Origin of the sequence: Bradyrhizobium sp. 482_C4_N1_8 (genome assembly GCF_052075965.1) — a bacterium.
In the GTDB taxonomy this organism is placed as follows: domain Bacteria; phylum Pseudomonadota; class Alphaproteobacteria; order Rhizobiales; family Xanthobacteraceae; genus Bradyrhizobium; species Bradyrhizobium barranii.
The window spans coordinates 6364044-6386371 of record NZ_CP197231.1; the positions used below are offsets into that span (position 1 = coordinate 6364044).

The 22328-nt window shown below is 65.7% G+C and carries 20 protein-coding genes; 1 reads left to right on the forward strand and 19 read right to left on the reverse strand.

Going from position 1 to position 22328, the window contains the following annotated elements; translation table 11 throughout:
- Positions 1-68: 68 nt before the first annotated feature.
- From AB7Z56_RS30430 to AB7Z56_RS30455, 6 genes are all read right to left on the reverse strand, one after another.
- Positions 69-1565 (reverse strand): ABC transporter substrate-binding protein, encoded by a 1497-nt coding sequence (locus tag AB7Z56_RS30430; RefSeq protein ID WP_063984455.1) that lies wholly within the window; start codon positions 1563-1565, stop codon positions 69-71.
- 54 nt (positions 1566-1619) lie between these two features.
- Positions 1620-2624 carry an ABC transporter ATP-binding protein gene (locus AB7Z56_RS30435; RefSeq protein WP_063984456.1) on the reverse strand — a complete coding sequence of 335 codons (1005 nt, stop codon included), beginning with the start codon at positions 2622-2624 and terminating at the stop codon, positions 1620-1622.
- Positions 2621-3634, reverse strand: coding sequence for an ABC transporter ATP-binding protein (locus tag AB7Z56_RS30440; RefSeq protein ID WP_231144481.1), 1014 nt, complete (start codon positions 3632-3634; stop codon positions 2621-2623). The genes AB7Z56_RS30435 and AB7Z56_RS30440 overlap by 4 nt, the downstream gene beginning before the upstream one ends.
- Positions 3635-3636: 2 nt before the next feature.
- On the reverse strand, positions 3637-4530 hold the full coding sequence (locus tag AB7Z56_RS30445) for an ABC transporter permease (RefSeq protein ID WP_166098018.1): 894 nt from the start codon (positions 4528-4530) through the stop codon (positions 3637-3639).
- A complete protein-coding gene (locus AB7Z56_RS30450) occupies positions 4527-5477 on the reverse strand; it encodes an ABC transporter permease (protein ID WP_063984458.1) in 951 nt (316 codons plus the stop codon). The genes AB7Z56_RS30445 and AB7Z56_RS30450 overlap by 4 nt, the downstream gene beginning before the upstream one ends.
- An 84-nt stretch (positions 5478-5561) precedes the next feature.
- Positions 5562-6983 carry an amidase gene (locus AB7Z56_RS30455; protein ID WP_063984459.1) on the reverse strand — a complete coding sequence of 474 codons (1422 nt, stop codon included), beginning with the start codon at positions 6981-6983 and terminating at the stop codon, positions 5562-5564.
- A gap of 134 nt (positions 6984-7117) precedes the next feature.
- Between AB7Z56_RS30455 and AB7Z56_RS30460 the strand changes: the two genes are divergently transcribed.
- Entirely contained in the window at positions 7118-8005 is an 888-nt protein-coding gene (locus tag AB7Z56_RS30460; protein ID WP_441256710.1) for a LysR family transcriptional regulator, read from the forward strand.
- 12 nt (positions 8006-8017) lie between these two features.
- Here AB7Z56_RS30460 and AB7Z56_RS30465 read toward each other — a convergent pair whose 3' ends face one another.
- The 13 genes from AB7Z56_RS30465 to AB7Z56_RS30525 all read right to left on the reverse strand — a co-directional run bounded on the left by AB7Z56_RS30465 (position 8018) and on the right by AB7Z56_RS30525 (position 22252).
- Positions 8018-8953, reverse strand: coding sequence for a carbohydrate kinase family protein (locus AB7Z56_RS30465; protein WP_441256711.1), 936 nt, complete (start codon positions 8951-8953; stop codon positions 8018-8020).
- A 5-nt stretch (positions 8954-8958) separates the two neighbouring features.
- Positions 8959-10605, reverse strand: a complete 1647-nt coding sequence (locus AB7Z56_RS30470; protein WP_063984462.1) for an FGGY-family carbohydrate kinase — start codon at positions 10603-10605, stop codon at positions 8959-8961.
- A 38-nt stretch (positions 10606-10643) separates the two neighbouring features.
- Positions 10644-11417 (reverse strand): SDR family NAD(P)-dependent oxidoreductase, encoded by a 774-nt coding sequence (locus AB7Z56_RS30475; protein ID WP_063984463.1) that lies wholly within the window; start codon positions 11415-11417, stop codon positions 10644-10646.
- 50 nt (positions 11418-11467) lie between these two features.
- On the reverse strand, positions 11468-12475 hold the full coding sequence (locus AB7Z56_RS30480; RefSeq protein ID WP_063984464.1) for an ABC transporter ATP-binding protein: 1008 nt from the start codon (positions 12473-12475) through the stop codon (positions 11468-11470).
- A 15-nt stretch (positions 12476-12490) separates the two neighbouring features.
- Entirely contained in the window at positions 12491-13321 is an 831-nt protein-coding gene (locus tag AB7Z56_RS30485) for a carbohydrate ABC transporter permease (protein ID WP_063984465.1), read from the reverse strand.
- Positions 13322-13325: 4 nt separating this feature from the next.
- A complete protein-coding gene (locus AB7Z56_RS30490) occupies positions 13326-14198 on the reverse strand; it encodes a carbohydrate ABC transporter permease (protein WP_063984466.1) in 873 nt (290 codons plus the stop codon).
- Positions 14199-14289: 91 nt separating this feature from the next.
- The gene (locus AB7Z56_RS30495; RefSeq protein ID WP_441256852.1) at positions 14290-15543 is read right to left on the reverse strand and encodes an ABC transporter substrate-binding protein; all 1254 of its coding nucleotides are present in this window, start codon (positions 15541-15543) and stop codon (positions 14290-14292) included.
- A gap of 347 nt (positions 15544-15890) precedes the next feature.
- Positions 15891-16841, reverse strand: a complete 951-nt coding sequence (locus tag AB7Z56_RS30500) for a sugar-binding transcriptional regulator (RefSeq protein WP_063984468.1) — start codon at positions 16839-16841, stop codon at positions 15891-15893.
- Between the two features lie 6 nt (positions 16842-16847).
- Positions 16848-17510: an HAD family hydrolase gene (locus tag AB7Z56_RS30505; RefSeq protein WP_063984469.1), complete on the reverse strand. Its 663-nt coding sequence runs from the start codon at positions 17508-17510 to the stop codon at positions 16848-16850.
- A gap of 74 nt (positions 17511-17584) precedes the next feature.
- Positions 17585-19504 (reverse strand): nitric oxide reductase activation protein NorD, encoded by a 1920-nt coding sequence (locus AB7Z56_RS30510; RefSeq protein WP_063984470.1) that lies wholly within the window; start codon positions 19502-19504, stop codon positions 17585-17587.
- 10 nt (positions 19505-19514) lie between these two features.
- Positions 19515-20327 carry a CbbQ/NirQ/NorQ/GpvN family protein gene (locus tag AB7Z56_RS30515; protein WP_063984471.1) on the reverse strand — a complete coding sequence of 271 codons (813 nt, stop codon included), beginning with the start codon at positions 20325-20327 and terminating at the stop codon, positions 19515-19517.
- Between the two features lie 58 nt (positions 20328-20385).
- Positions 20386-21732 (reverse strand): cbb3-type cytochrome c oxidase subunit I, encoded by a 1347-nt coding sequence (locus AB7Z56_RS30520; protein WP_063984472.1) that lies wholly within the window; start codon positions 21730-21732, stop codon positions 20386-20388.
- 67 nt (positions 21733-21799) lie between these two features.
- Entirely contained in the window at positions 21800-22252 is a 453-nt protein-coding gene (locus tag AB7Z56_RS30525) for a c-type cytochrome (protein WP_063984473.1), read from the reverse strand.
- Between the last annotated feature and the right edge of the window lie 76 nt (positions 22253-22328).

Genomic DNA, 22328 nt, shown 5'->3' on the forward strand with positions numbered 1-22328 from the left:
AAAAAGATTGACCTCTCCCGATGGGGAGAGGTCAACGTTGCAGCAGGTTCGACCTGATCGAACGGCCCCTACTCCCAGGACCAGGTCGAGAAATCGTTCTCGTATTGCGGGACGTCCTTCCAGACGCCCTTCAGCTTCTTGTTGGTGATGGTGATGAGCTGGGGCTGGTACAGGAAGCCTGCGACCGCGTCGGTGGCCAGCATCCGCTGGGCATCGCCGAGCAGCTTTGCGCGGCCAGCCTCGTCAGGCGTCGACACGATCTGCTTGTAGAGCGCGTTGAAGGCCTCGTTGTTGTAGCCGAGATAGTAGTCCGGCTCGGTGATCTTGACGAGGTCGAACGGCTCGACATGGCTGACGATGGTGAGGTCGAAATTGTGCGGGCCGTTGCCGGCGAACACCTGCGACAGCCACTGCGCCCATTCGACATTCTCGATCTTGGCGATGATGCCGACCTTGGCGAGCTGGGCCGCGAGGATCTCGCCGCCCTGCCGCGCATAGGACGGCGGCGGCAGCTTCAGCGACAGTTCGAGCGGCGTGGTGACCCCGGCTTCCGCCAGCAGCTTCTTCGCCTTCTCGGAATCGTAGGGGTTGATGCCGGTGGTGTCGACGAAGCCGAGCGCGCCGGGCACGTAGAAGCTGCCGATCGGCGTGCCGAAACCATCAGCCGCGCCGTCGACCATCGCCTTGCGGTCGATCGCGGCGAGGATGGCACGGCGCACGCGGACGTCGTCGAGCGGCTTCTTGCGCTCGTTGATGCCGACGATGGTCTTGGCACGGGAGCCGCCGACCATGACGTTGAAGCGCGGATCAGCCTTGAACTGTCCGATGGCGCGCGCAGCCGCAACGCGCGGGAACGCATCGACGTCGCCCGAGAGCAGCGCCGCGGTCTGCGCCGCCGGATCGGAGATGAAGCGGATCGTCACCTTCGACAGCTTGATCGCGGCGGCGTTGCGATAGTCGGCCCATTTGGTCAGGGTGATCGAGGAGCCCTTGGCCCAGGCCCCGAGCTGATAGGGCCCGGTCCCGACCGGCTGCGTGCCGTTGGTGGCTGCACTCTTCGGCTCGACGATCGAACCGCTCGCCTGCCCGAGCAGGAACGGCAGGTTCGGCTCGGAATATTTCACCGTGATCACGACCGTGTCACCGTCGGGCGCGTCGACCTTCTCGAAGGCCTGGAACAGGCTCTTGTCCTTGTTGGTGCTGGTCGCGATCGCGTTGCGCTCGAACGAGAACTTCACCGCCGCGGAATCGAACGGCTCGCCGTTCTGGAATTTGACGCCCTTGCGCAGCTTGAACGTGTATGTCTTCAGGTCGGGCGAGGCGGTCCAGCTCTCCGCCAGCAAGGGCGAGACGGAGCCGTCCTCGTTGATCTTGGTCAGCGTCTCATAGATGTTGTAGAGCGTCACTTCGGCGATCGCGGCCGCGGCGGCGATGGTGGGATCGAGCCCCGGCGGCTCCAGCGCCATCGCCATGACGACGCTGTCCTTCTTGCCCTGCGCCAGCACCGGCAGCGGTGCTGCGACAAGCGCGGCGGCAAATGCGACGATCGATAATTTCCTGAACATGCGTAACTCCCCGGCCTTCTCTTGTCTCAGCCTACGCCAATTCCATGGGGGACACTAACCTTCCATGACCGCGTGCGGCAATGCCATCACCGCCTCCGCCTTGTGGCAGGCGGCGAGATGGGCTTCGCCGACCTTGCGTAGCAAGGGCGGAACCTCGCGGCAATGCTGGTCGGCGAGCGGACAGCGCGCGACATAGGGGCATCCGGCAGCAGTCACCGATTGCGAGGCGATCGCCTGGGCCCCGCGCCGGCGCCGGCCGCCGCCAGCGCGCGCCCGCGGCACGGCATCCAATAGCGCCCGCGTATAGGGATGGGCACAGCGCTCGAACAGGTCCTCCGGCCTGCCCTGCTCGACGATCCGGCCGAGATACATCACCGCGACCTCGTCGCAGAGATAGTCGACCACGGCGAGGTCGTGGCTGATCAGGATGTAGCTCAGGCCGAACTGCTCCTGGAGGTCCTGCATCAAATTGAGCACCTGCGCCTGCACGGAGACGTCGAGCGCGGAAACCGGCTCGTCGGCGACGATCAGCTTCGGCTGGGTGATCAGCGCGCGCGCGATCGCGATGCGCTGGCGCTGGCCGCCGGAAAATTCGTGCGGATATTTGTCCATGTCGGCATCGCGCAGGCCGACCTGCCGCAGCACCGCGGAGACGCGGGCGCGGAACGTGGTGCGGTCGGCATCTTCCAGCACGGTGAGCGGCTCGGCGACGATGCGCGCGATGGTCTGGCGCGGATCGAGCGATCCGTAAGGATCCTGGAACACCATCTGGAAATCGCGGCGCGCACGGCGCAGCTCGTCGGGTGAGATGCGGTTGAGATCTCGCCCGAGCAGCGCGACCTGCCCCGACGTCGGCCGCTCCAGCGCCATCACCACCCGCGCGAAGGTCGACTTGCCCGAACCGGACTCGCCGACGACGCCGAGGCTCTTGCCGGCATCGACCCGCACGCTGACGCCGTTGAGCGCGCGCACCTGGCCCGGCGGGCGGAACAGGCTTTCGCGCGGCAGCGTGTAACGCTGCTCAAGATTCTTGACGTCGAGAAGCGGCGCTGCGGTCATGCGGGCAGCGCTCCGACATTCGCGGCCATGGAGACATCGGTGCGCACACAGCGCACGCCGTGACCGGGACCGACTTCGATCATCGGCGGCAGCGCCACGCGGCACTTGTCCTCGACCAGCGGACAGCGGTCGCCGAACGTGCAGCCGGCAGGCAAGTCCGCAAGTTCGGGCACCGTCCCCGAGATCGTCGTCAGCCGCGTCCCCTTGCGCGCGCCGAGCTTCGGCCGGGCGCGGAACAGGCCCTGCGTGTAGGGATGGCCCATCCGGCGGAACACCTCGTCGGTCGGCCCGCTCTCGACGACCGTGCCGCCATACATCACCATCATGCGTTGCACGTTCTCGGCGATAACGCCGAGATCGTGCGAGATCAGGATCATCGACATGCCGCGCTCCTCGACGAGATCGGCGATGAGGTCGAGGATCTGGCCCTGGATGGTGACGTCGAGCGCCGTGGTCGGTTCGTCCGCGATCAGGAGGTCGGGCTCGCAGGCGAGCGCCATCGCGATGGTGACGCGCTGGCGCTGACCGCCGGAGAACTGATGCGGATAGGCGTCGATCCGCCCTGCGGGATCGGGCAATCCGACGCGGTCGAGCAAGGCGATCGCTTCCTTGCGCGCCTGCGCCGCCGAATATTTCTTGTGACGCCGCAGCGGCTCGGCAACCTGATGCCCGATCGTGTGCATCGGGTTGAGCGCCGTCATCGGCTCCTGGAAGATCATGCTGATGCGGTTGCCGCGCAGCTTGCAATAATCCGCATCCGACAGACCGGCGAGCTCGCTGCCATCAAGCTTGATGCTGCCGGTCACGACAGCACTGTCCGGCAAGAGGCCCATCAGCGACAGCGCCGTCACCGACTTGCCGCAGCCGGATTCGCCGACGAGACCCAGCGTCTCGCCGCGCTTGAGGGCGAAGCTGACGCCGCGCACGGCCTGCGCCGGTCCGCGGCTGGTGTTGAGGCGAACGCCGAGATTGGCGACCTCGATCAGCGGCAGGGTTGAGCGCTCCCCCATCGTCATCGCTCCCGCGCCAGTCGCGGATCGAGCAGATCGCGCAGTCCGTCGCCGAGCAGATTGAGCCCGAGCACCGCGATGGCAATCGCCGCGCCCGGATAGACCGCGAGCATCGGCGACTGGAACAGCAGCGTCTGCGCATCGTTCAGCATCCGCCCCCAGGACGGCTGCGGCGGCTGCGTGCCGAGACCGAGATAGGATAGCGCGGCTTCGGCAAGGATCGCGAGCGCGAACTGGATGGTGACCTGCACGATCAGGATCGACAGGATGTTGGGCAGCACATGCTCGATGGTGATGCGGAATTTGCCCTTGCCCGACGCGCGCGCGGCCAGCACGAATTCGCGCGCCCAGATCGCGTTGGCCGAGCCGCGCGTCAGCCGGGTCAGCGTCGGGATCTGGAAAATTCCGATCGCGATGATCGAGGTCACCATGCCCGGCCCGACGACCGCGGCGAGCATGATCGCGGAGAGCACCGCCGGAAAGGCAAAGGTGAAATCGGAGAAGCGCATGATGATTTCTTCGGTCCAGCCGCGCTTGGCAGAAGCGATCAGGCCGAGGCAAACGCCGAAGGTGAGACCGATACTCACGGCGATGATGCCGACCAGAATGGTCGAGCGCGCGCCCGCGAGTAGCAGCGAGACGATGTCGCGGCCGAAGGAATCGGTGCCGAGCCAGTGCGCCGCCGACGGCGGTCGGAGCTTCGAGGCGATGTCGATCTCATAGGGCGACCACGGCGTCCACACCAGCGACAGTAGCGCCGAGGCGAGTACCAGCAGGCTCAGCGCTCCGCCCAGCACAAAGCTGCGGTGACGCAGCGCGCGGGCCCAGAAGGTGCGGGCCGGCAGCGGACGCGTTGCGATCGGGGCGTCGACCGAAGTGGTCAGGGGCGCGCTCACAAATCGTGGACCTTGATGCGGGGATCGATGAAGGCGTAGAGCACGTCGACCACGAAATTCACGATGACGACCATGGCCGCAAGCAGCATCACGCAATTGCGCACCACGATCAGGTCGCGGTTGGCGATCGACTGGAAGATCAGGCGGCCGAGGCCCGGCAGGTAGAACACGTTCTCGATCACGATGGTGCCGGCGAGCAGATTGGCGAATTGCAGCCCCATCACCGTCATCACGGGGATCATGGCGTTGCGCAGCACGTGGCTCCACAGCACTTCGCGCTTGCCGAGCCCCTTCGCGCGCGCCGTGCGGACGAAATCTTCGCGCAGCACTTCGAGCACCGCCGAGCGCGTGACGCGCGCGAGGATCGCGGCCTGCACCACGGCGAGCGAGACCGCCGGCAGCAGCAGCGACTTGATGCCGAGCCAGATGCCGTCCTCCCAGCCGGGAAAGCCGCCCGCCGAGAGCCATTGCAGCCGCACCGAGAACAGGAGGACCAGCAGGATCGCGAACCAGAAATTCGGCAGCGCGATGCCCACTTGCGTCAACGACATCACGCCGACGTCGCCGAGCTTGTTGTGGTTGGCCGCGGTGTAGATGCCGGCCGAGAGCGCCAGCGTCACCGTGATCAGCATCGACATGATCGCGAGCGGAACGGTCAGCACGAGCCGCTCCGCGATCAGGCTCGCGACCGGCGTGCCATAGACATAGCTGTTGCCGAGATCGCCGACGAGGAGGCCCTTGATCCATTGCAGATAGCGAACCGCCAGCGGCTGGTCGAGCCCGAGCTTGACCGTAAGCGCGCGCACCGCGTCGGCCGAGGCATCCGCGCCCATCAGCATCTGCGCGGCATTGCCAGGCAGCGCATCCAGCACCAGGAAAATGATCACGGATGCGCCGACCAGCGTCGCCAGCAAGGTCAACAGACGTCGAAGAAAGAATACGCTCATGCGCGCTCGGCTTCAGGGCTCATCCGCCGCACGATCAACATGTCCGGGCGCCGGAGGCAAGTCCTTTGCGGCATGTGCCTCACCTCAGCCGGGCCGGCGGGACAGAAGATCGTGCGAGGCCTCGAACAGCGCGCTCACGCGCAGCAATTCGGCATCGGCACGGAAGCGCCCGACGAGTTGAAGCCCGATCGGCAGGCCGTCGCGGCCGAAGCCGCAGGGAAGACTGATCGCGGGGTGCCCGGTCATGTTGAACGGCATGGTCCAGGGGAACCAGTGCGGCCGGACGCTGTCGAAGTGCTTGCCGTCGATCTCGATGGTGCCGAACAGGTCCTGGTCGATCGGCAGCGCGGTGCGGGTGATGGTCGGCATCGCCAAAAGATGCCCGCGCGCAAGCAGGGATTGCACGCGGCGGAACAGCGCGGTGCGCGCGAACATCGCCTCCTGATAGGCGACGCCGCTGACATTGGTCGCGAGCGCGACCTGCTTGACGAAGGCTTCGCTGAGGACGTCGCCATGCTCGGCCACCAGCTTGGCGAAACGCGTACGCCAGACGGTGTGGTTGATGGCGCGCCAGATCGGCTCGATGTCAAACCCCTCGCCGGAGAACTCCTCGAGCTCGGCACCGAGACCGGCCAGCCGGTCGAGGCTCGCCTTGAAGCTGGCCGCGACATCTGACGACACCGGGCGGCCGGGAGGCGACTCGCAGAACAGGATCCTTTGCCCGCGCAGATCGCCGCGCGGCGCGGCGGTGCCGATGAAATCGGGCACGGGCACGCCGATCGACCAGGGATCGCAGGAGTCCTCGCCGGCCATCGCCTGCATCATCAGCGCGGTGTCGGCGACCGTGCGCGTGGTCGGCGTGACATAGGTCTGGTTGCCGAAGGCGTCGAGCGCCTGGCTGTGCGCGATCACGCCGTTGCTCTGCTTCAGCCCCACCACGCCGTTGCAAGCGGCGGGAATTCGCGTCGATCCGCCGCCATCGGTCGCAATCGCAAGCGGCGCGATGCCGCTCGCCACCGCCACGGCCGCGCCGCCACTGGAGCCACCGGAGGACCGCTCCGCACTCCACGCATTGCGGGTGCGGCCGAACAAGGGCGAGTCGGTCAGGCATTTGCTGCCGAATTCGGGCGTCGTGGTCTTGCCGATCAGGATCGCGCCTTCCGCACGGAGCTTTGCCACCGCAACAGCATCCTCGGCCGGCACGTTGTCTTTGTAGGGAACGGCGCCGAACGTGGTCTTCACGCCGCCAGTGTTGACGATGTCCTTGACGGTGACGGGAAGGCCATGCAGCAGGCCAAGCGGCTCGCCCGCCATCACCTTGCGCTCGGCCGCAAGCGCCTGCGTCATCGCCTCGTCGCCGCAGAGCGTGATGAAACAGTTCAGCTCGGGCTGAAGCGCCTCGGCGCGCGCGAGCACGGCACGGGTGATCTCGACGGGCGAAATCTTCTTCGTGGCAACGAGGCCGCGCAGCTCGGTTGCGGACAGCAGGCAGGGATCGCCGTTCATCGTCAAATCATCGCTCCGAAGCCGGCCCTCGTTGGCCCAAGCATTGACAAGGCATTGACAGCGAGAATGACACTTCTGTTAACTCAGCGTCCAATACCATTTTGATGGTCAACCCATACGTTTTCGGTATGCCAATGGATCTTCACCGGCTTCGCTATTTCGTCGCCGTGGCCGAGGCGCGCAGCGTCGGCAAGGCCGCCGAACGGCTGCGGATGGCCCAGCCGCCGCTGTCGGTCCAGATCCGCAAGTTAGAGGCCGAGGTTGGCGCGCCGCTGTTCCGCCGCGGCACGCGCGGCATGGACCTGACCGAAGCGGGCCAGGCCCTGCTGGTGCGCGCCGGCGAGGCGCTGGCGCTCGCGGCCGACGGGGTCGAAGCCGCGCGGGCGGTCGCGGCCGGCAGCCGCGGGCGGATTTCGGTCGGATACATGTTCGTGCTCGCGAACGCCATGCTGCCGCGCCTGATCCCCGAGCTGCGGCGATCCATTGCCGGCGTCGACCTCGACTTCGCCGAGCTCAGCGCCTCGACGCGCGAGGCGCGGCTGCTCGACCGCAGCGTCACCGTCGCGCTGTGCATGCCGGCGATCCACCATCCCGAGATCCAGGTGGCGCGGATTGGCGCGCAGCCGTTCATGCTGGCGATGCCGAAGCGCTCGCCGCTTGCGCGCCTGAGCGCAGTGCCGATGGCGCGACTCCAGGGCCGCCCGCTGATCGCGCTGCCGCCGCCGGAGCAAGACCCCGCCTCCTCCGCGGTCGCAGCCTTGCTGCGGCGGCATCAGATCGTGATGCCGATCGCGAGCCGGGTGGAGACGGTGCATTCGGCGATGAGCCTCGTTCTCGCCGGCGAGGGGCTTGCGATCCTGCCGGCCTGCGCGAAGCTCGGCGCGCCGCAGGGCATCGTGTTCAGGCCGCTGCGGGATGCCGCCGACTCCATCGATATCGCCGTGTGCTGGCGGCGGGATTCGCAGAGCCCGCTGATCCGCACCTTCCTCAAATGCGCCGAGAAGGTCGTCGCACGGCTGTGATGCGCAGCCGCGCTAGACGCCCCACGTGACTTCATGGCTCCACGGCGGATCGGCGCCCGGGCGGGTACAGGTCATGCCGGCGCAATTGGCGGCAAAGGACAGCGCGCGGCGAAGCTCGTCCGCGCCGATGTCTTTCAGCTGCTGCCGGCTGATGCGGCCCTGCTTGTGCAGGGCGAACAGGAGCGCAGCCTGAAAACTGTCGCCGGCGCCAATGGTGTCGGCGATCTCGACCTTCGGCGCCTGAACTTCGATCTGCCCTGCTCCCGCGTGCCAGGCAACAGCCCCGTTGTTGCCGCGGGTGATGACGACGAGGCTCGTGCCCTGCCCCAACAGCAGCTTCGCGCGCTGCTCGTGGGGCTCCTCGCCGAAGAGATACGCGAAATCGACATCCGACATCTTGATGAGATCGGCTTGGCCTGCGAACTCGGCCATGCGCGCGAGATAGGCCGGCTTGTTCTTGACCAGATTGGGGCGGCAGTTCGGATCGAAGGAGATCGTCGACGACGCGCGCGCGTCCGCGATCAGGGCTTTCGTCTCGGCCGCGCCTTGGTCGTTCACCAGCGTGGTCGAGCCGACATGGACGGCCTCGATATTCGCGAACGGAATTGTGCCGCGCCGGTAGGTCCAGTTCCGTGTCGCGGTTTCGGCATCGTAGAAGGCGTAGTGCGACTCGCCCGCGACGATGCGCACGAAGGCGAGCGTGGTCTGGCGGTCGCTGCGGGTGGCCAGCCCCAGCTCGACGTTCGACGCCGTCGCATGATCTGCGATCATTCGTCCGAACATGTCGGTCGAGACGCCGCCGACAAATCCTGTCGGCGCGCCCAGCCGCGCCATGCCGATCGCGACGTTGAGGCAGGAGCCGCCGACCGCAGGCATCACCGCCTCTCGCCCCTCGGTGTTTCGCGTCGGGACGAAATCGATCAGCGCATCGCCGCAGGCAATCAACATCCGTTTCAACCTCCGGCACCCTCGCGCATCGCTTCACGGCTGCCGCGATCGACCTCGCGGAGCAGCTTGTAGACCTCGCGCTTGCGGGCATGAAACGCGGCCATGCCGGGCGCGGTCGGTTCGCTCTTCCGTCCCAGCGCCGACATCTTCGCCATGGTCTCGCCGATCGAGGCATAGGCACCGCCGGCCACCGCGCCGAGCATCGCGGCGCCCAGCAGCACGGGTTCTTTGGTTTGCGGCAGCGCGACGGTGAGCCCGGTGGTATCCGCCATGATCTGCCGCACCAGCGGACTGCGGCTCGCGCCGCCGCCCATGATCATGATGCTGGAATGGACGCCATGCGCGGCAAAGGCCTCGATCACCTCGGCGAGGCCATAAGCCAGACCGCAGAGGCCGGCGACGAACAGCCGCTCCATCGCACCAACGTCGCTGTCGAGGTCGAGGCCCGCGATCACCGCGCGGGTGTCGGGGTCGGCGTAGGGAGAGCGGTTGCCGATGAATTCGGGAAGCACATGGACGTCGCGGGCGAGCAGCGCGGCACGGCTGACGTCACCGGCGCGCGCGATGATGCGCCGCTCGAGGTACTCGATGAGGTCGACACCCTCGTTGCGCGCCGCCGCGCTCGCCTCGGCATGGCCGGGATGCGACTTGAGGAGATGGTCTATCGCCGCGCCCGCAGCCGACTGGCCGCCTTCGTTGAGCCAGAAGTCCGGCACCATGCCGGAATAATAAGGGCCCCATACGCCGGGCACGAAGCACGGCTCCATCGTCGTCGCCATGATGCAGGCCGACGTCCCCATGATGTAGGCGAGACGGTCGCTGACATCGCTCGTTCCGCCCGATCCGTCGCGTCCGCCGATCGCGCCGATGCCGCCGGCATGGGCATCGATCAGCGAGGCGCCGACCGGCGTGCCCGGCGACAGGCCGAGCTCCGCAGCCGCAGTTCGGGTGAGGCCTTCGCCGAGCCGCGTGCCGGGCGCGACGATCTCGGTGCCGATGCGGGCGTATTTCTCGCTGACGAAATCGGAGAGACCGATGCGCTTGAAGAACGGCGCGCTCCAGCCGCCGCCGTCGTGTGCGAGGTAGTTCCATTTGCAGGTGACCGTGCAGGTCGAGCGCTGCAGCGACCCGGTCGCGCGCCAGGTCAGATAATCTGCCAGATCGAAGAAATGACCGGCGGCATCGAAGCTCGCGCGCATGTGCCGCTTCAGCCACAGCAGCTTCGGCATCTCCATCTCGGGCGAGATCGAACCGCCGACATAACGCAGCACCGCGTCCCCGGTCTCGTTGATCAGCCGTGCCTCGGCCGTGGCGCGATGGTCCATCCAGACGATGACATTGCGCTGGCGGTCGCCGGAGGCACTGACGGTGACCGGCTCGCCTTGCCGATCGAGGACGACCAGCGAACAGGTGGCGTCGAAACCGATGCCGCCGACGCTGTCGGGCGCGATGGCAGCTTCCGCCATCGCCGCCCGCACCGACTTTACGCAGGCGTCCCAGATGTCGGACGACGATTGCTCGACGATGTCGCCGGCCTCGTGCCAGATCCGGATCGGATGCTTGGCGGTGGCAAGGAGGGTGCCCGCCTCGTCAAACACCCCCGCCCGCGTGCTCGTGGTCCCCACGTCGACGCCGATATACGCTCGCGGCATTGTCGCTCCCGGTCGCTCTCGTCAGTTTTGACGCAAGCCTACCAGCAAGTGTAGCCGCCATCCACCAGCACGATGCTGCCGGTCATCAGGCTCGCGGCCTCCGAGGCCAGGAACAGCACGACGGAGGCGATCTCCTCGACCTGCCCCATCCGCGCCATCGGGGTTCCGCCGATCCAGGCGTCATACATTTTCGGGGTGCTTTTCACGAAAGCATTGAGCGGCGTGTCGATATAGGTCGGCGCCACCGCGTTGACGCGGACGCCGCGCGCGCCCCATTCGGCGGCCAGCGACTTGGTCAAATGGTGCACGCCGGCCTTGGAGGCGTTGTAGAAGCACTGCTCCTGCGGCTTGTTGACGATGAAGCCCGACATCGAGCCGACATTGACGATGGCGCCGCTCCTGGCCTTCAGCATGTGCTTGCCGAATTCGCGGCAGCACCAGAAGGTGCCGTTGAGATTGACGTCGATGACGTTGAGCCAGTGCTCGTCGGTGACGGTCTCGGCCGGCGTCTCGCTGCGGGCGATGCCGGCATTGTTGACGAGGATGTCGACCTTGCCGTGGCGGGCGACGAGGTCGGCCGCGACCTCCGCCACGCGCTTCGTGTCGGTGACGTCCATGATCGCCGTCTCGATGTCAAAACCCTTCGCCTTCAGGCTGGCCTTCGCGCTGTCGGCAACCTTGCTGTCGCGGTCGCCGATGATGACCTTCGCGCCGGCTTCGGCCAGCGCTTCCGCGCAGGCGAGGCCAATGCCTTGCCCGCCGCCGGTGATGAACGCGGTCTTGCCGCTCAGCTTGAATTTTTCGAGGTACATGGTGGTCTTTCCGTTTCTTGCCGTCTCTTGCCGTCTCTTGCCGTTTCTTGTCAGCCCCGAAGCGCGTTGCCGCTGTCGTCGAAGCGATGGATGCGCGCGGGATCCGGCACCAGCGACACGCGGTCGCCGGCATGCAGGCTCAATTCGCCGATGTAGCGCGCCGTCAGCATGCCGAGCGGTCCGGCATCGACATAAAGGAAGGTGTCGCTGCCCAGATGCTCGGCGACCGCGATCGTTCCCTGCCAGCCGCCGGCGCCGTCGCGCTCGATCTTGAGATGCTCCGGCCGCACGCCGATCGTCGCCGCGCCCTTCTGCAAGGCGTGCTCGCCAGTGACGAAGTTCATCTTCGGCGAGCCGATGAAGCCGGCGACGAAGAGATTGGCGGGCCGCTCGTAGAGCTCCAGCGGCGAGCCATATTGCTCGATCTTGCCGCCATTGAGCACGACGATCTTGTCGGCCATGGTCATGGCCTCGACCTGATCGTGGGTGACGTAGATCGCGGTGGTGCCGAGCTGCTTCTGGAGCCGCGTGACCTCTATCCGCATCTGCACGCGCAAGGCCGCATCCAGGTTGGACAGCGGCTCGTCGAACAGGAACGCCTTGGGCTCGCGGACGATGGCGCGGCCGATCGCGACGCGCTGGCGCTGGCCGCCAGAGAGCTCGCGCGGCTTGCGGTCGAGATAAGGCGTCAGGTTCAGCGTCGCCGCCGCCGCCTCGACCTTGCGGTTGGTCTCGTCCTTGGAAAGACCCGCCATCTTGAGGCCGAAGCCGATATTGCCGCGCACACTCATATGCGGATAGAGCGCATAGGACTGAAACACCATCGACAGCCCGCGCTTGGCCGGCGGCGTGTCGACGACGTTCTTGCCGTCGATCAGGATCTTGCCGCCTGAGACGTCCTCGAGCCCGGCGATCAGCCGCAGCAGCGTGGTCTTGCCGCAACCGGACGGGCCGACGAACACCACGAAGGAGCCGTCCGCGATCTCGAGATCGGCGCCCTTGATGATGTGCACGGGCCCGAAGGATTTCTGTACGTCCTGAAGTGTGATCTGACCCATGATCCGCCAGCCCCTTTACTTCACCGCGCCGAAGGTGAGCCCGCGCACGAGCTGCTTCTGGCTGAACCAACCGAGGACGAGAATGGGCGCGATCGCCAGCGTCGAGGCCGCCGACAGCTTTGCCCAGAACAGCCCTTCCGGGCTCGAATAGGAGGCGATGAACGTGGTGAGCGGCGCGGCGTTCGAGGTCGTCAGGTTGAGCGTCCAGAACGCCTCGTTCCAGGCGAGGATCAGATTGAGCAGCATGGTCGAGGCGAGGCCCGGGATCGCCATTGGCGTCAGCACATAGACGAGCTCGCGGCCGATGGTAGCGCCGTCCATGCGCGCGGCTTCGAGGATGTCGCGCGGGATCTCCTTGAAATAGGTAAAGAGCATCCAGATCACGATCGGTAAGTTACCGAGGCAGAGGATGAAGATCAGTCCAGCGCGGGAATCGAGCAGGCCGAAGGTCTTGAAGATCAGATAGATCGGCACCAGCACGCCTACCGGCGGCATCATCTTGGTCGAGAGCATCCAGAGCAGGATGTCCTTGGTGCGTTTGGTCGGGGAGAACGCCATCGACCAGGCCGCGGGGATTGCGATCAGCAGCGCGATCAAGGTCGAGCCGCCGGCGATGATGATCGAGTTCAGCGCGTGATGCAGATAGTCGCTGCGCTCCTGTACGGTGGCGTAGTTTTCCGTGGTCCAGTGGAAGAACAGGAAGGACGGCGGAATCGCGAAGGCCTCTAACTCGGTCTTGAAGCTCGCCAGTACCATCCAGAGGATCGGGAAGAAGATCAGGAAGCCGAAGAACCACGCCCCGATCGTCGATACCACCACCCGCTGCGTCGTCGCCATCCGCGCCATGCTCTCATGCCTCCAGGTTGCGGCCGACGATGCGGACGAGGAAGAAAGCGACGATGTTGGCGATCACGACAGCAACGAGGCCGCCGGCGGAGGCACTGCCGACATCGAACTGGATCAGCGCCTGCGAATAGATCAGGAACGCGATGTTGGTGGTCGACAGTCCGGGACCACCGCCGGTGGTGACGTAGATCTCGGCGAACACCGTGAGCAGGAAGATGGTCTCGATCAAGATCACCACTGTGATGGGACGCGCCAGATGCGGCAGCGTGATGTAGATGAAGGCCGAGAGCGCGCTGGCGCCGTCCATCTCGGCCGCCTCCTTCTGCTCCTCGTCAAGCGATTGCAGCGCGGTGAGCAGGATCAGCGTCGCGAACGGCAGCCATTGCCAGGCGACGATCAGGATCACCGCGAGCAGCGGCGCGTCAGTGAACCAGTCGATCGGCGTCAGCCCGAATACCTTGGCGAGCCAGGCGAACAGGCCGGACACCGGATGCATCAAGAGGTTCTTCCAGACCAGCGCGCTCACCGTCGGCATCACGAAGAACGGTGCGATCACCATCAGCCGCACGATGTTGAGGCCGATCACGGGTTGATCGAGCAGCACCGCCAGGGGAATGCCGAGCAGGATGGTCAGCGCCAGCACCGAGCCGACCAGCACCAGCGTGTTCCGGAGCGAAGCGAGGAAGGCGGGATCGGTGAGGAAGTAGCGGAAATTCTCCAGGCCGACGAACGCCTCGGAGCCGGGATCGAGCAGGCTGTAATGCAGGGTCGAGAAATAGATCGTCAGCGCCAGCGGGACGATCATCCAGATGAACAGGAGCCCGACGGCCGGGGTCAGAAGCGACCGCGCAAGGAACTGCGTCTGCCGGGTTGCCATTCTTGGCCTCTCCGCTGGAGAAAGAAGGCGGCCATCCGTCCGGGGCTGGCTGGTGGATGGCCGCAAGTGTGAGCTCAGGGAGAGCTCGGGTCTACTTGATATAGCCGGCGCGCTTCATCTCGCGCTCGGTCGCGGATTGCGCGGCGGTGAGCGCGGCATCGACCGTCATCGATCCCGCGAGCGCGGCGGAGAATTGCTGGCCCACCTGCGTGCCGATGCCCTGGAATTCGGGGATCGCCGCGTATTGCACGCCGACGTAAGGCACCGGCTTCACGGTGGGCTTGTTCGGGTCGGCCGCATCAATCGAGGCCAGCGTCAGCTTCGCGAACGGCGCGACTTTCAGATAGTCCTCGTTCTGGTAGAGCGAGGTCCGTGTGCCCGGCGGCACGTTGGCCCAGCCCTCCTTCGACGCCACGAGCTTGGTGTAGTCCTTGCTGGTGGCCCAGGCGATGAACTTTTCGGCGGCTTCCGTCTTCTTGGAGCCGGCGGGGATTGCGAGGCTCCAGGCCCACAGCCAGTTGGCGTTCTTGCCGAGCCCAGTGTTCGGCGCCAGCGCAAAGCCGACCTTGTCGGCGACCTTGGACTCCTTCGGATTGGTGACGAAGGACGCCGCGACCGTGGCATCGATCCACATCGCGCACTTGCCGGCGTTGAACAGCGCCAGATTCTCGTTGAAGCCGTTCGAGCTCGCGCCGGGCGGGCCGGCCTCCTTCATCAGATTGACGTAGGTCGTAAGCGTCGTCTTCCATTCCGGCGTGTTGAACTGCGGCTCCCACTTCTCGTCGAACCAGCGCGCGCCGTAGGAATTGGCCATGGCCGACAGGAACGCCATGTTCTCGCCCCACCCGGCCTTGCCGCGGAGACAGATGCCGTAGGTGCCGGCGCTCTTGTCAGTGAGCTTCTTGGCGGCGTCGATGACGAAATCCCAGGTCGGCTTTTCCGGCATCTTCAGGCCGGCCTTCTCGAACAGGTCGGTGCGATACATCACCATCGAGCTCTCGCCATAAAACGGCGCGGCGTAGAGCTTGCCGTCGACGGAGACCGCGTCCCTGATCTTCGGCAGCAGGTCGGCGACGTCGTAATCGGCGCCGAGATTGGCGAGCGGCACCAGCCAGCCCTTCTTGGCCCAGATTGGCACCTCGTAAGTGCCGATGGTGAGGACGTCGAACTGGCCGCCCTTGGTGGCGATGTCCGTGGTGACGCGCTGGCGCAGCACGTTCTCCTCCAGCGTCACCCATTTGACGGTGATGTCCGGATTTTTCTTGGTGAATTCGCTGGTCAGCCCCTGCATGCGGATCATGTCGCCATTGTTGACGGTGGCGATGGTCAGGGTCGTTTCGGCCATCACAGGGACGGCCAGCAACAGGCAAGACGCGCCGCAGACGGCGCCGAGGACGTGTTTCACGGTGACCTCCCTAGGATCGCGCTTCTGAGCATATGCCCACGCGTTGGGCGTATGTTCGGACGAGGTGCGGCGCTTGTCAAGCAGGCGCGCGGACGTTCCCGCAACTTATGAGTGCTGCGGTGCGGGAGGGCCGGAGCTTTTCCTCCGCCTTCGCTGTCATGCCCCGCGAAAGCGGGGCATCCAGTACGACGTGTCGTGAGTTGGTTTCGCACCGGATAGGCCGCGGCGTACTGGATCATCCGCTTTCGCGGATGATGACATTGGCGCAAGTGGCTGTAGCGCCCGCCCTACCGCTCCAGAATCGCCCTTGCCGTCGCCTCGTCCGTGATCAGGCCGTTGATCAGGTGCCCGTTCAGCGCGGCCGCGATCGCCGGCACCTTGGCTGCACCGACCGCGGCGCCGATCGTCGTGGTCTTGGCCGGCACTTCCGGCGGAATGCTGGTGAGGCGCCTGTTGGTGCCGGCCTTGAGCAGGCGGCCCTTGGAATCATAGGCCCAACCGGTGATTTCGCCGATCGCCCCCTGCCGCATCATCTCGAACAATTCGTCGCGGGTGACGAAGCCGTCGACGTGGATTTGCGCCTTCTGGTCCATCTGACCGATGCCGACGAGGCGCAAGTCAGCCTTGGCCGCGACCGCCTTAACCTTCGCGATCGGCTCGATCCGCACCATCTTGTTGCGCTCGTCTTCCGACGACATCAGGAACGGCAGCGGCATCGGATAGTGCCGCGCACCGGTGCGGTCGGCGAGCCGGCCGACGGTGTCGTAGAAGCTCGCCGAACCATCGGCGGAGATGTTGCCGACCAGCGAGACGATCTGGTGGTTGGGCCGGTCGATCGGCGTCACGCGCTCGACCGCGGCGCGCACCGCCCTGCCCGTGCCGAGCGCGACGATGACGGGCGTTTCCGAACGCAACGTCGAATCCAGCAGATTGGCGCAGCGTTCGGCGATGCCTGCCGTGGCCTGCGGCGCGGCAGGATCGGCCGGCACCACCTCGCAATGGCTGAGGTCGAAGCGCTCCTTCAAGCGTGCCGCCAGTTCCATGCAGGCGGCGATGGGATGTTCGAGACGGAAGGTGATGAGACGTTCGGCGAGGCACAGCGAGACCAGCCGCTGCGCGGAGGCCCGCGAGACCTGGAGCATCTTTGCGATCTCGTCCTGGGTGTGACCGGCAATGAAATAGAGCCAGCCGGCACGCGCGGCATCGTCGAGTCTGGACCTTTCGTTCTCGACGGCCATGGCGGCCTATGCCTCCCAGAATTCGCTCATGTGCGCGAAGACCCGATCGGCCCCGGCGCCGGACAATATAGCCTGGCCGTCGCGTCCGCGATAATGGCTGCCGCCGACAAATCCCCAGACGGTCATGCCGGCAGCCTTCGCGGCCAGCACGCCACTGACGCTGTCCTCGATCACCAGTGTGCGCGCAGGGAGCGCGCCCATTTTCTCCGCCGCGTGGAGAAAGAGATCCGGCGCGGGCTTGCCGTGCGTGACCATCTGCGCCGTGTAGATCCGGTCGCCGAAATGGGGCGCGAGACCGGTCACCCTCAGCGACAGCGCGACGCGGTCGAGATCACTCGACGAGGCCACGCAACACGGCACGCGCAGTCCGGACAGGACGGTATCCGCATCGGGAATCGGATGGAGCGCTTTCTCGAAGGCGGTCAGTACGCGCGACTTCAGCCGGACGGGAAAATCGGCCGGCACCGCCTGGCCGAGTTCGCGATAGTGCTGCGTGATCGCGCTCGTGCTTCGTCCGAGAAACAGCTCGAGCGCCTGCGCAAGTGTCAGCGATATCCCAAATCCGGACAGCTCGTCCACAAGGCACTGGCAGCTCACGAGCTCGCTGTCGACGAGCACGCCGTCGCAGTCGAAAATGACCAGATCGGGCCTTTGCCGGCTTCGGTCCATCCGGCCATTCGATCATATACCCACACTTTGAGCAATAGTTCACCCGGTGGAGGACATATGCGGGTTCTCCGGGGTCAATGGGCGACCTGTCGATAGATCGCCGGCAGCGCCGCAGGCAGTCGACGGATGTTGCCGACGATGGCGTAGCCGCTGCGGCCGAACAACGTCGGGACGTAGGATTGCGCCGTCGCATCGACCGTCACGCCGAAGACCGCGATGCCGAGCCGCCGCGCCTCCTGCACGGATTTGCGGGTGTCCTCGACCGCAAAGCGCCCCTCATAATGATCGACGTCGTTCGGCTTGCCGTCGGTGAGAACGAGCAGCAACTTCTTGCGCTGCGGCTGGCGCGCCAGCTCGGCCGAGGCGTGGCGTACCGCCGCACCGATCCGTGTGTAATAGCCAGGCTTCAGCGCGCCGATCCGGCGCTCGATCGCGCCACTCATCGGCTCGCCGAAGGCCTTGACCGTTTCGAGCCGCACCCAGGAACGCCGGCGCGAGGTGAAGGTGAGGATGCTGTGGTGATCGCCGCAGGCCGACAGGCCGTGCGCAAGCACCAGCAGCGCCTCCTTCTCGACGTCGAGCACCCGATAACCGTCGACCCACGCATCCGTCGAAAGCGAGACGTCCACGAGCAGCGTGACGGCAAGATCGTCCCCTCGCGGTCGCATCGCCACATGGACCCGATCGAGACCGCCCCCGCCACTTCCGGCGCGGAGATCGCACCGCGCGCGCACGAGCGCGTCGAGATCGAGGTCGTGCCCATCGGCCTGGGCGCGCATCAATTCATGACGCGGCCGCAACACCTCGAAGCGGCGGCGCACCTGGCGGATGTGCCGACGCATGGCGTCATCAGGCGTCCAGCCCTCACCCAGCTCGGAGGCCGCACCCGCGAGCACACGGCAATGATCGGGCAGATAGGAGCTGCTGCGATAGTCCCATTCGGGATAGCTCAGGTCGGCGTTCAATGGCGATACATCGAGGGCTTCCGGCGGCAGGTCGAGATCGAATTTGAGCCGGCTCGCCGGCTTGCCGCTGCGGCGGCTGAGCGTGATCTCCTCGAGGTCGTCGGCTGCCTTCCGCGCATCCTCGTCCTCACTGTCGTCAGCCGGGCGGTCGACATTGATCATCTCGGCCATCGCGAGGATCTTTTCAAAGCGATTGAGCACGAAAGGATCGCGGCGATCGGTACCGTCTTCGCGCTCGCGGACGGCAAAACGCTTGCGATCGTCCGATGGCACTGGTGCAGCGGTCGGCACGCACGCGTCGTCACCCGCATGTGCGGGCGACAGCGCCCGTGTCCAGCAATCGCCCCAGAGCGGGCATGGCAGGATCGAACGATAGCCGGGCGGCGCCTTGTCCGGCAGCGGCCCCGTCCCCATCATCGCCGGCCACAGCTTTCCCACCGGCGGCGTATCGGCGCCGAGCAGAGCAAGCACGATCTGCTCCATGTCCTGCTCGATGCGCGGCAATGGCCGGTGCGGCCGCGCCATGGCCGTGGCCGCGGCCAGCCGGGCGTAGTCTTCGGCAAGGCCGGGACATTCCGTGAGCACAAGCACCGCGACTTCGCTGGTCCGGCGCAGCGTCAGCAGATCGCGCCGCAGCGGATCGGCCTCCGCGATCACGTCGACCGGTGCAAAGGCAAACCACGCGGCCAGCCACCGGTACAGCGCAGCATTCAGCCCGCGATCGGCGAAGATCGCGATGTTGTCGGGCAGGAAGATCGTCGCGGCGTCACGCCCGGGTTGCGCGAGCCGCTCGTCGCCGAGCCCGATGCGCTGACGCCATCCAAGCCGATGCCCGGTCCGACGGGCACTCGCGCTCGCGATCTGCACGCCCGTCTCTCCGCCAAGCGCGCGGAACATGATTGCGATCCGGCTGCGCACCTCCGCGAGCGACACCGCGTGTTCGGCATGGGCCTGATAGCTCGCGGTGCCGCCGACCAGGCGATGCCAGGCTCGGCCGACGGTTTCTTCAAGCTCGAGGAAATCGAGCATCGCATCCCCCTCAGGACATCACGGCGCGTGCGACGTCGAGCAGCGCCGCCTTGACGTCTGCGTCATCGGTGAGCGGTTCGATCATGCCGGCCAGCACCGCATCCGTAATTGAGGCTCCCGCCGCAATCAGGGTGGCGCAATAGACCACGAGACGGGTCGAAACGCCCTCCTCCAGGTCGTGCCCCTTCAGCGCGCGCAGCCGGCCGGCCAGCAGGACCAGCGGCCGCACATAGTCGGGTGCGAGCCCGCTCTCGGCCGCGACCACCGCGATCTCCTGCTCCGGGGCTAAGAAGCCGAACTCGACGGCGACGAAGCGCTGACGCGTCGACGGCTTCAACGCCTTCAGCAGCGTCTGGTAACCGGGATTGTAGGAGACCACCAGCATGAAGCTCTTCGGCGCGACCAGCTCCTCACCGGTCCGCTCCAGCGGCAGGATACGGCGGTCGTCGGTGAGCGGATGCAGCACCACCGTGACGTCCTTGCGCGCCTCCACGACTTCGTCGAGATAGCAGATGCCGCCTTCCCTCACCGCCCGTGTCAGCGGACCGTCGGTCCATACGGTGTCGCCGCCCCTTAGCAGGTAGCGGCCGGTAAGATCGGCGGCGGTGAGATCGTCGTGGCACGCGACGGTGTGAAGCGGCAGTCCTAGCCGCGCCGCCATGTGGGCGACGAAGCGCGTCTTGCCGCAGCCGGTCGGCCCCTTCAGCAGGACCGGGAGCTGGTGCCGCCAGGCGTGCTCGAACAGCGCGCATTCGTTGCCGCTCGGAACGTAAGCCGGGAGCACGAGCGCGGGTGCCGCCAGGGCGTGAAGTGCTGCTGTCATGGTTCTTCTCCGGAAATCATTCTGGAAAGGCGGCCGCGACTGCGCGGCCGCCTTGCGTTTATTCGGCCGGTTGCAGGGCGCCCGAGATAGTCGCCTGCTTCTCGCGGCCGGGCACCAGCACCGCCCAGACGAACATCAATGCCGAGATCGCGACGAACACGCCGGAGCCGAGCCGCACCCAGTAGAAGAAGGCAAGCTGGTCCTGCACGTCCATGTAACTCTGGCCAAGCACGCGCTGGAGATGGACTTGAATCACGCCGGCAAAGGTCAGCGCGAAGGTCATGGTCATCATCGCCGTGCACATGATCCAGAAGCTGGTCATGCTGAGCCACTGGTTATAGGGCGCACGTCCCTTGATTTGCGGGATCGCATAAGCCATCACCGACAGGTTCAGCATCACATAGGCGCCGAAGAAGGCGAGATGGCCATGTGCGGCGGTGACCTGCGTGCCGTGGGTGTAGTAGTTCACCGACGACAGCGTGTGCAGGAAGCCCCAGACGCCGGCGCCGAGGAATGCCATCACCGAGCAGCCGACCGACCACAGCAGCGCGGCGCGGTTCGGATGCTTGCGGCCGGCCTTCCAGGTCATCTGCACCGTGAAGATCACCATGGTGAAGAAGGGCGCGACCTCCAGCGTGGAGAACAGCGAGCCGATCCACTGCCAGTAACCTGGCGCGCCGATCCAGTAGAAATGGTGGCCGGTGCCGAGAATGCCCGAGAACAGCGCAAGGCCGATGATGACGTAGAGCCACTTCTCGACCACCTCGCGGTCGATGCCGTTGAGCTTGATCATCAGATAGGCGAGCACGGACGCCATGATCAGCTCCCAGACGCCCTCGACCCAGAGATGAACGACATACCACCAGTACATCTTGTCGACCGCGAGATTGGCCGGATTGTAGAAGGCGAACAGGAAGAAGATCGCAACGCCCCACAGGCCGAACAACAGGATGTTAGTGACCGTCGTCTTGCGTCCCCTAAGCGCCGTCATCGTCACGTTGAACAGGAACATCAGGCAGACGACCACGATGCCGATCTTGATGATGAAGGGCTGCTCGAGGAATTCGCGGCCTTCGTGGTAGTGGAAGAGATAGCCGACCACGGCCACACCGGCTGCGCCGAAGAACATCCAGAACTGGATCTTTGCGAGCAGCGGGCTGTAAAGCTCGGTCTCGGTTTCCTCAGGCAGCAGGAAGTAGGTCGCGCCCATGAAGCCGATCAGCGACCACACGATCAGCGCGTTGGTATGAATCATCCTGACAATGTTGAACGGCAGCAGCACCGACAGCGTGTTGGGCAGTACGTAGATGGTTCCAGCAAGCAGGCCAAACAGGACCTGCGCCAGGAACAGCGTCAGCGCGCCGTAGAAATACAGCATCGCGACTTTCTGGGTCTGATATTTCATTTCGGGTTCTCTCTGTCTTGAAAGAGGCAAGGTCTTGAAAGAGGCAAGGCCCTGAAAGAGGAAGGCGTCAGCCGGCCTTGTTCGGCGGCCACTCCTGGCGCTTGATCTTGCTGGTCCATTGCAGGAAGTCGGCGAGATCGTTCAGTTCCTGGTCAGTGAGGTTGAACTGCGGCATCTGGCGCCGGCCCTCCGCGCCCGAGGGCTGCGATTGCATCCAGGCCTTCAAGGTCTCGCGCGCACCGGCCGGATCCTCATTGCCGCCCCAACGATCCCAGACATTGCCGACTTCGGGGGCGAAATAGGCGCCCTCGCCCAGCAAGGTGTGGCAGTTGATGCAGGAGTTCTTCTCCCAGACATGCTTGCCGCGCGCGACCGACGACGTCAGCGTGGCCGCGTCCGTCGAAGTCGTGGCCATGTAATAGTGGCTGTGCGCCGTCAGCCCCAAGAAGATGGCGAAGAAGAAGGCCGAGCCGCCGTAGAAGACGTTTCGAGCCGCCGACTTGGTCAGGCGTTCAGCCATTGCCAGTCCTTTCCGTTGTGAGTCCAGTCGTGAGGAAGCAGTGATGCTGTATCTTGCCGATTGGTGCCGACGGGTC

What these genes read in the sequence shown, in the direction of transcription:
- AB7Z56_RS30430 (WP_063984455.1), bottom strand. Translation starts at nt 1,565, where the DNA reads ATGTTCAGGAAATTATCGATCGTCGCATTTGCCGCCGCGCTTGTCGCA.
- AB7Z56_RS30435 (WP_063984456.1), bottom strand. Translation starts at nt 2,624, where the DNA reads ATGACCGCAGCGCCGCTTCTCGACGTCAAGAATCTTGAGCAGCGTTAC.
- AB7Z56_RS30440 (WP_231144481.1), bottom strand. Translation starts at nt 3,634, where the DNA reads ATGGGGGAGCGCTCAACCCTGCCGCTGATCGAGGTCGCCAATCTCGGC.
- AB7Z56_RS30450 (WP_063984458.1), bottom strand. Translation starts at nt 5,477, where the DNA reads ATGAGCGTATTCTTTCTTCGACGTCTGTTGACCTTGCTGGCGACGCTG.
- AB7Z56_RS30455 (WP_063984459.1), bottom strand. Translation starts at nt 6,983, where the DNA reads ATGAACGGCGATCCCTGCCTGCTGTCCGCAACCGAGCTGCGCGGCCTC.
- AB7Z56_RS30460 (WP_441256710.1), top strand. Translation starts at nt 7,118, where the DNA reads ATGGATCTTCACCGGCTTCGCTATTTCGTCGCCGTGGCCGAGGCGCGC.
- AB7Z56_RS30465 (WP_441256711.1), bottom strand. Translation starts at nt 8,953, where the DNA reads ATGTTGATTGCCTGCGGCGATGCGCTGATCGATTTCGTCCCGACGCGA.
- AB7Z56_RS30470 (WP_063984462.1), bottom strand. Translation starts at nt 10,605, where the DNA reads ATGCCGCGAGCGTATATCGGCGTCGACGTGGGGACCACGAGCACGCGG.
- AB7Z56_RS30475 (WP_063984463.1), bottom strand. Translation starts at nt 11,417, where the DNA reads ATGTACCTCGAAAAATTCAAGCTGAGCGGCAAGACCGCGTTCATCACC.
- AB7Z56_RS30480 (WP_063984464.1), bottom strand. Translation starts at nt 12,475, where the DNA reads ATGGGTCAGATCACACTTCAGGACGTACAGAAATCCTTCGGGCCCGTG.
- AB7Z56_RS30485 (WP_063984465.1), bottom strand. Translation starts at nt 13,321, where the DNA reads ATGGCGCGGATGGCGACGACGCAGCGGGTGGTGGTATCGACGATCGGG.
- AB7Z56_RS30490 (WP_063984466.1), bottom strand. Translation starts at nt 14,198, where the DNA reads ATGGCAACCCGGCAGACGCAGTTCCTTGCGCGGTCGCTTCTGACCCCG.
- AB7Z56_RS30495 (WP_441256852.1), bottom strand. Translation starts at nt 15,543, where the DNA reads ATGGCCGAAACGACCCTGACCATCGCCACCGTCAACAATGGCGACATG.
- AB7Z56_RS30500 (WP_063984468.1), bottom strand. Translation starts at nt 16,841, where the DNA reads ATGGCCGTCGAGAACGAAAGGTCCAGACTCGACGATGCCGCGCGTGCC.
- AB7Z56_RS30505 (WP_063984469.1), bottom strand. Translation starts at nt 17,510, where the DNA reads ATGGACCGAAGCCGGCAAAGGCCCGATCTGGTCATTTTCGACTGCGAC.
- AB7Z56_RS30510 (WP_063984470.1), bottom strand. Translation starts at nt 19,504, where the DNA reads ATGCTCGATTTCCTCGAGCTTGAAGAAACCGTCGGCCGAGCCTGGCAT.
- AB7Z56_RS30515 (WP_063984471.1), bottom strand. Translation starts at nt 20,327, where the DNA reads ATGACAGCAGCACTTCACGCCCTGGCGGCACCCGCGCTCGTGCTCCCG.
- AB7Z56_RS30520 (WP_063984472.1), bottom strand. Translation starts at nt 21,732, where the DNA reads ATGAAATATCAGACCCAGAAAGTCGCGATGCTGTATTTCTACGGCGCG.
- AB7Z56_RS30525 (WP_063984473.1), bottom strand. Translation starts at nt 22,252, where the DNA reads ATGGCTGAACGCCTGACCAAGTCGGCGGCTCGAAACGTCTTCTACGGC.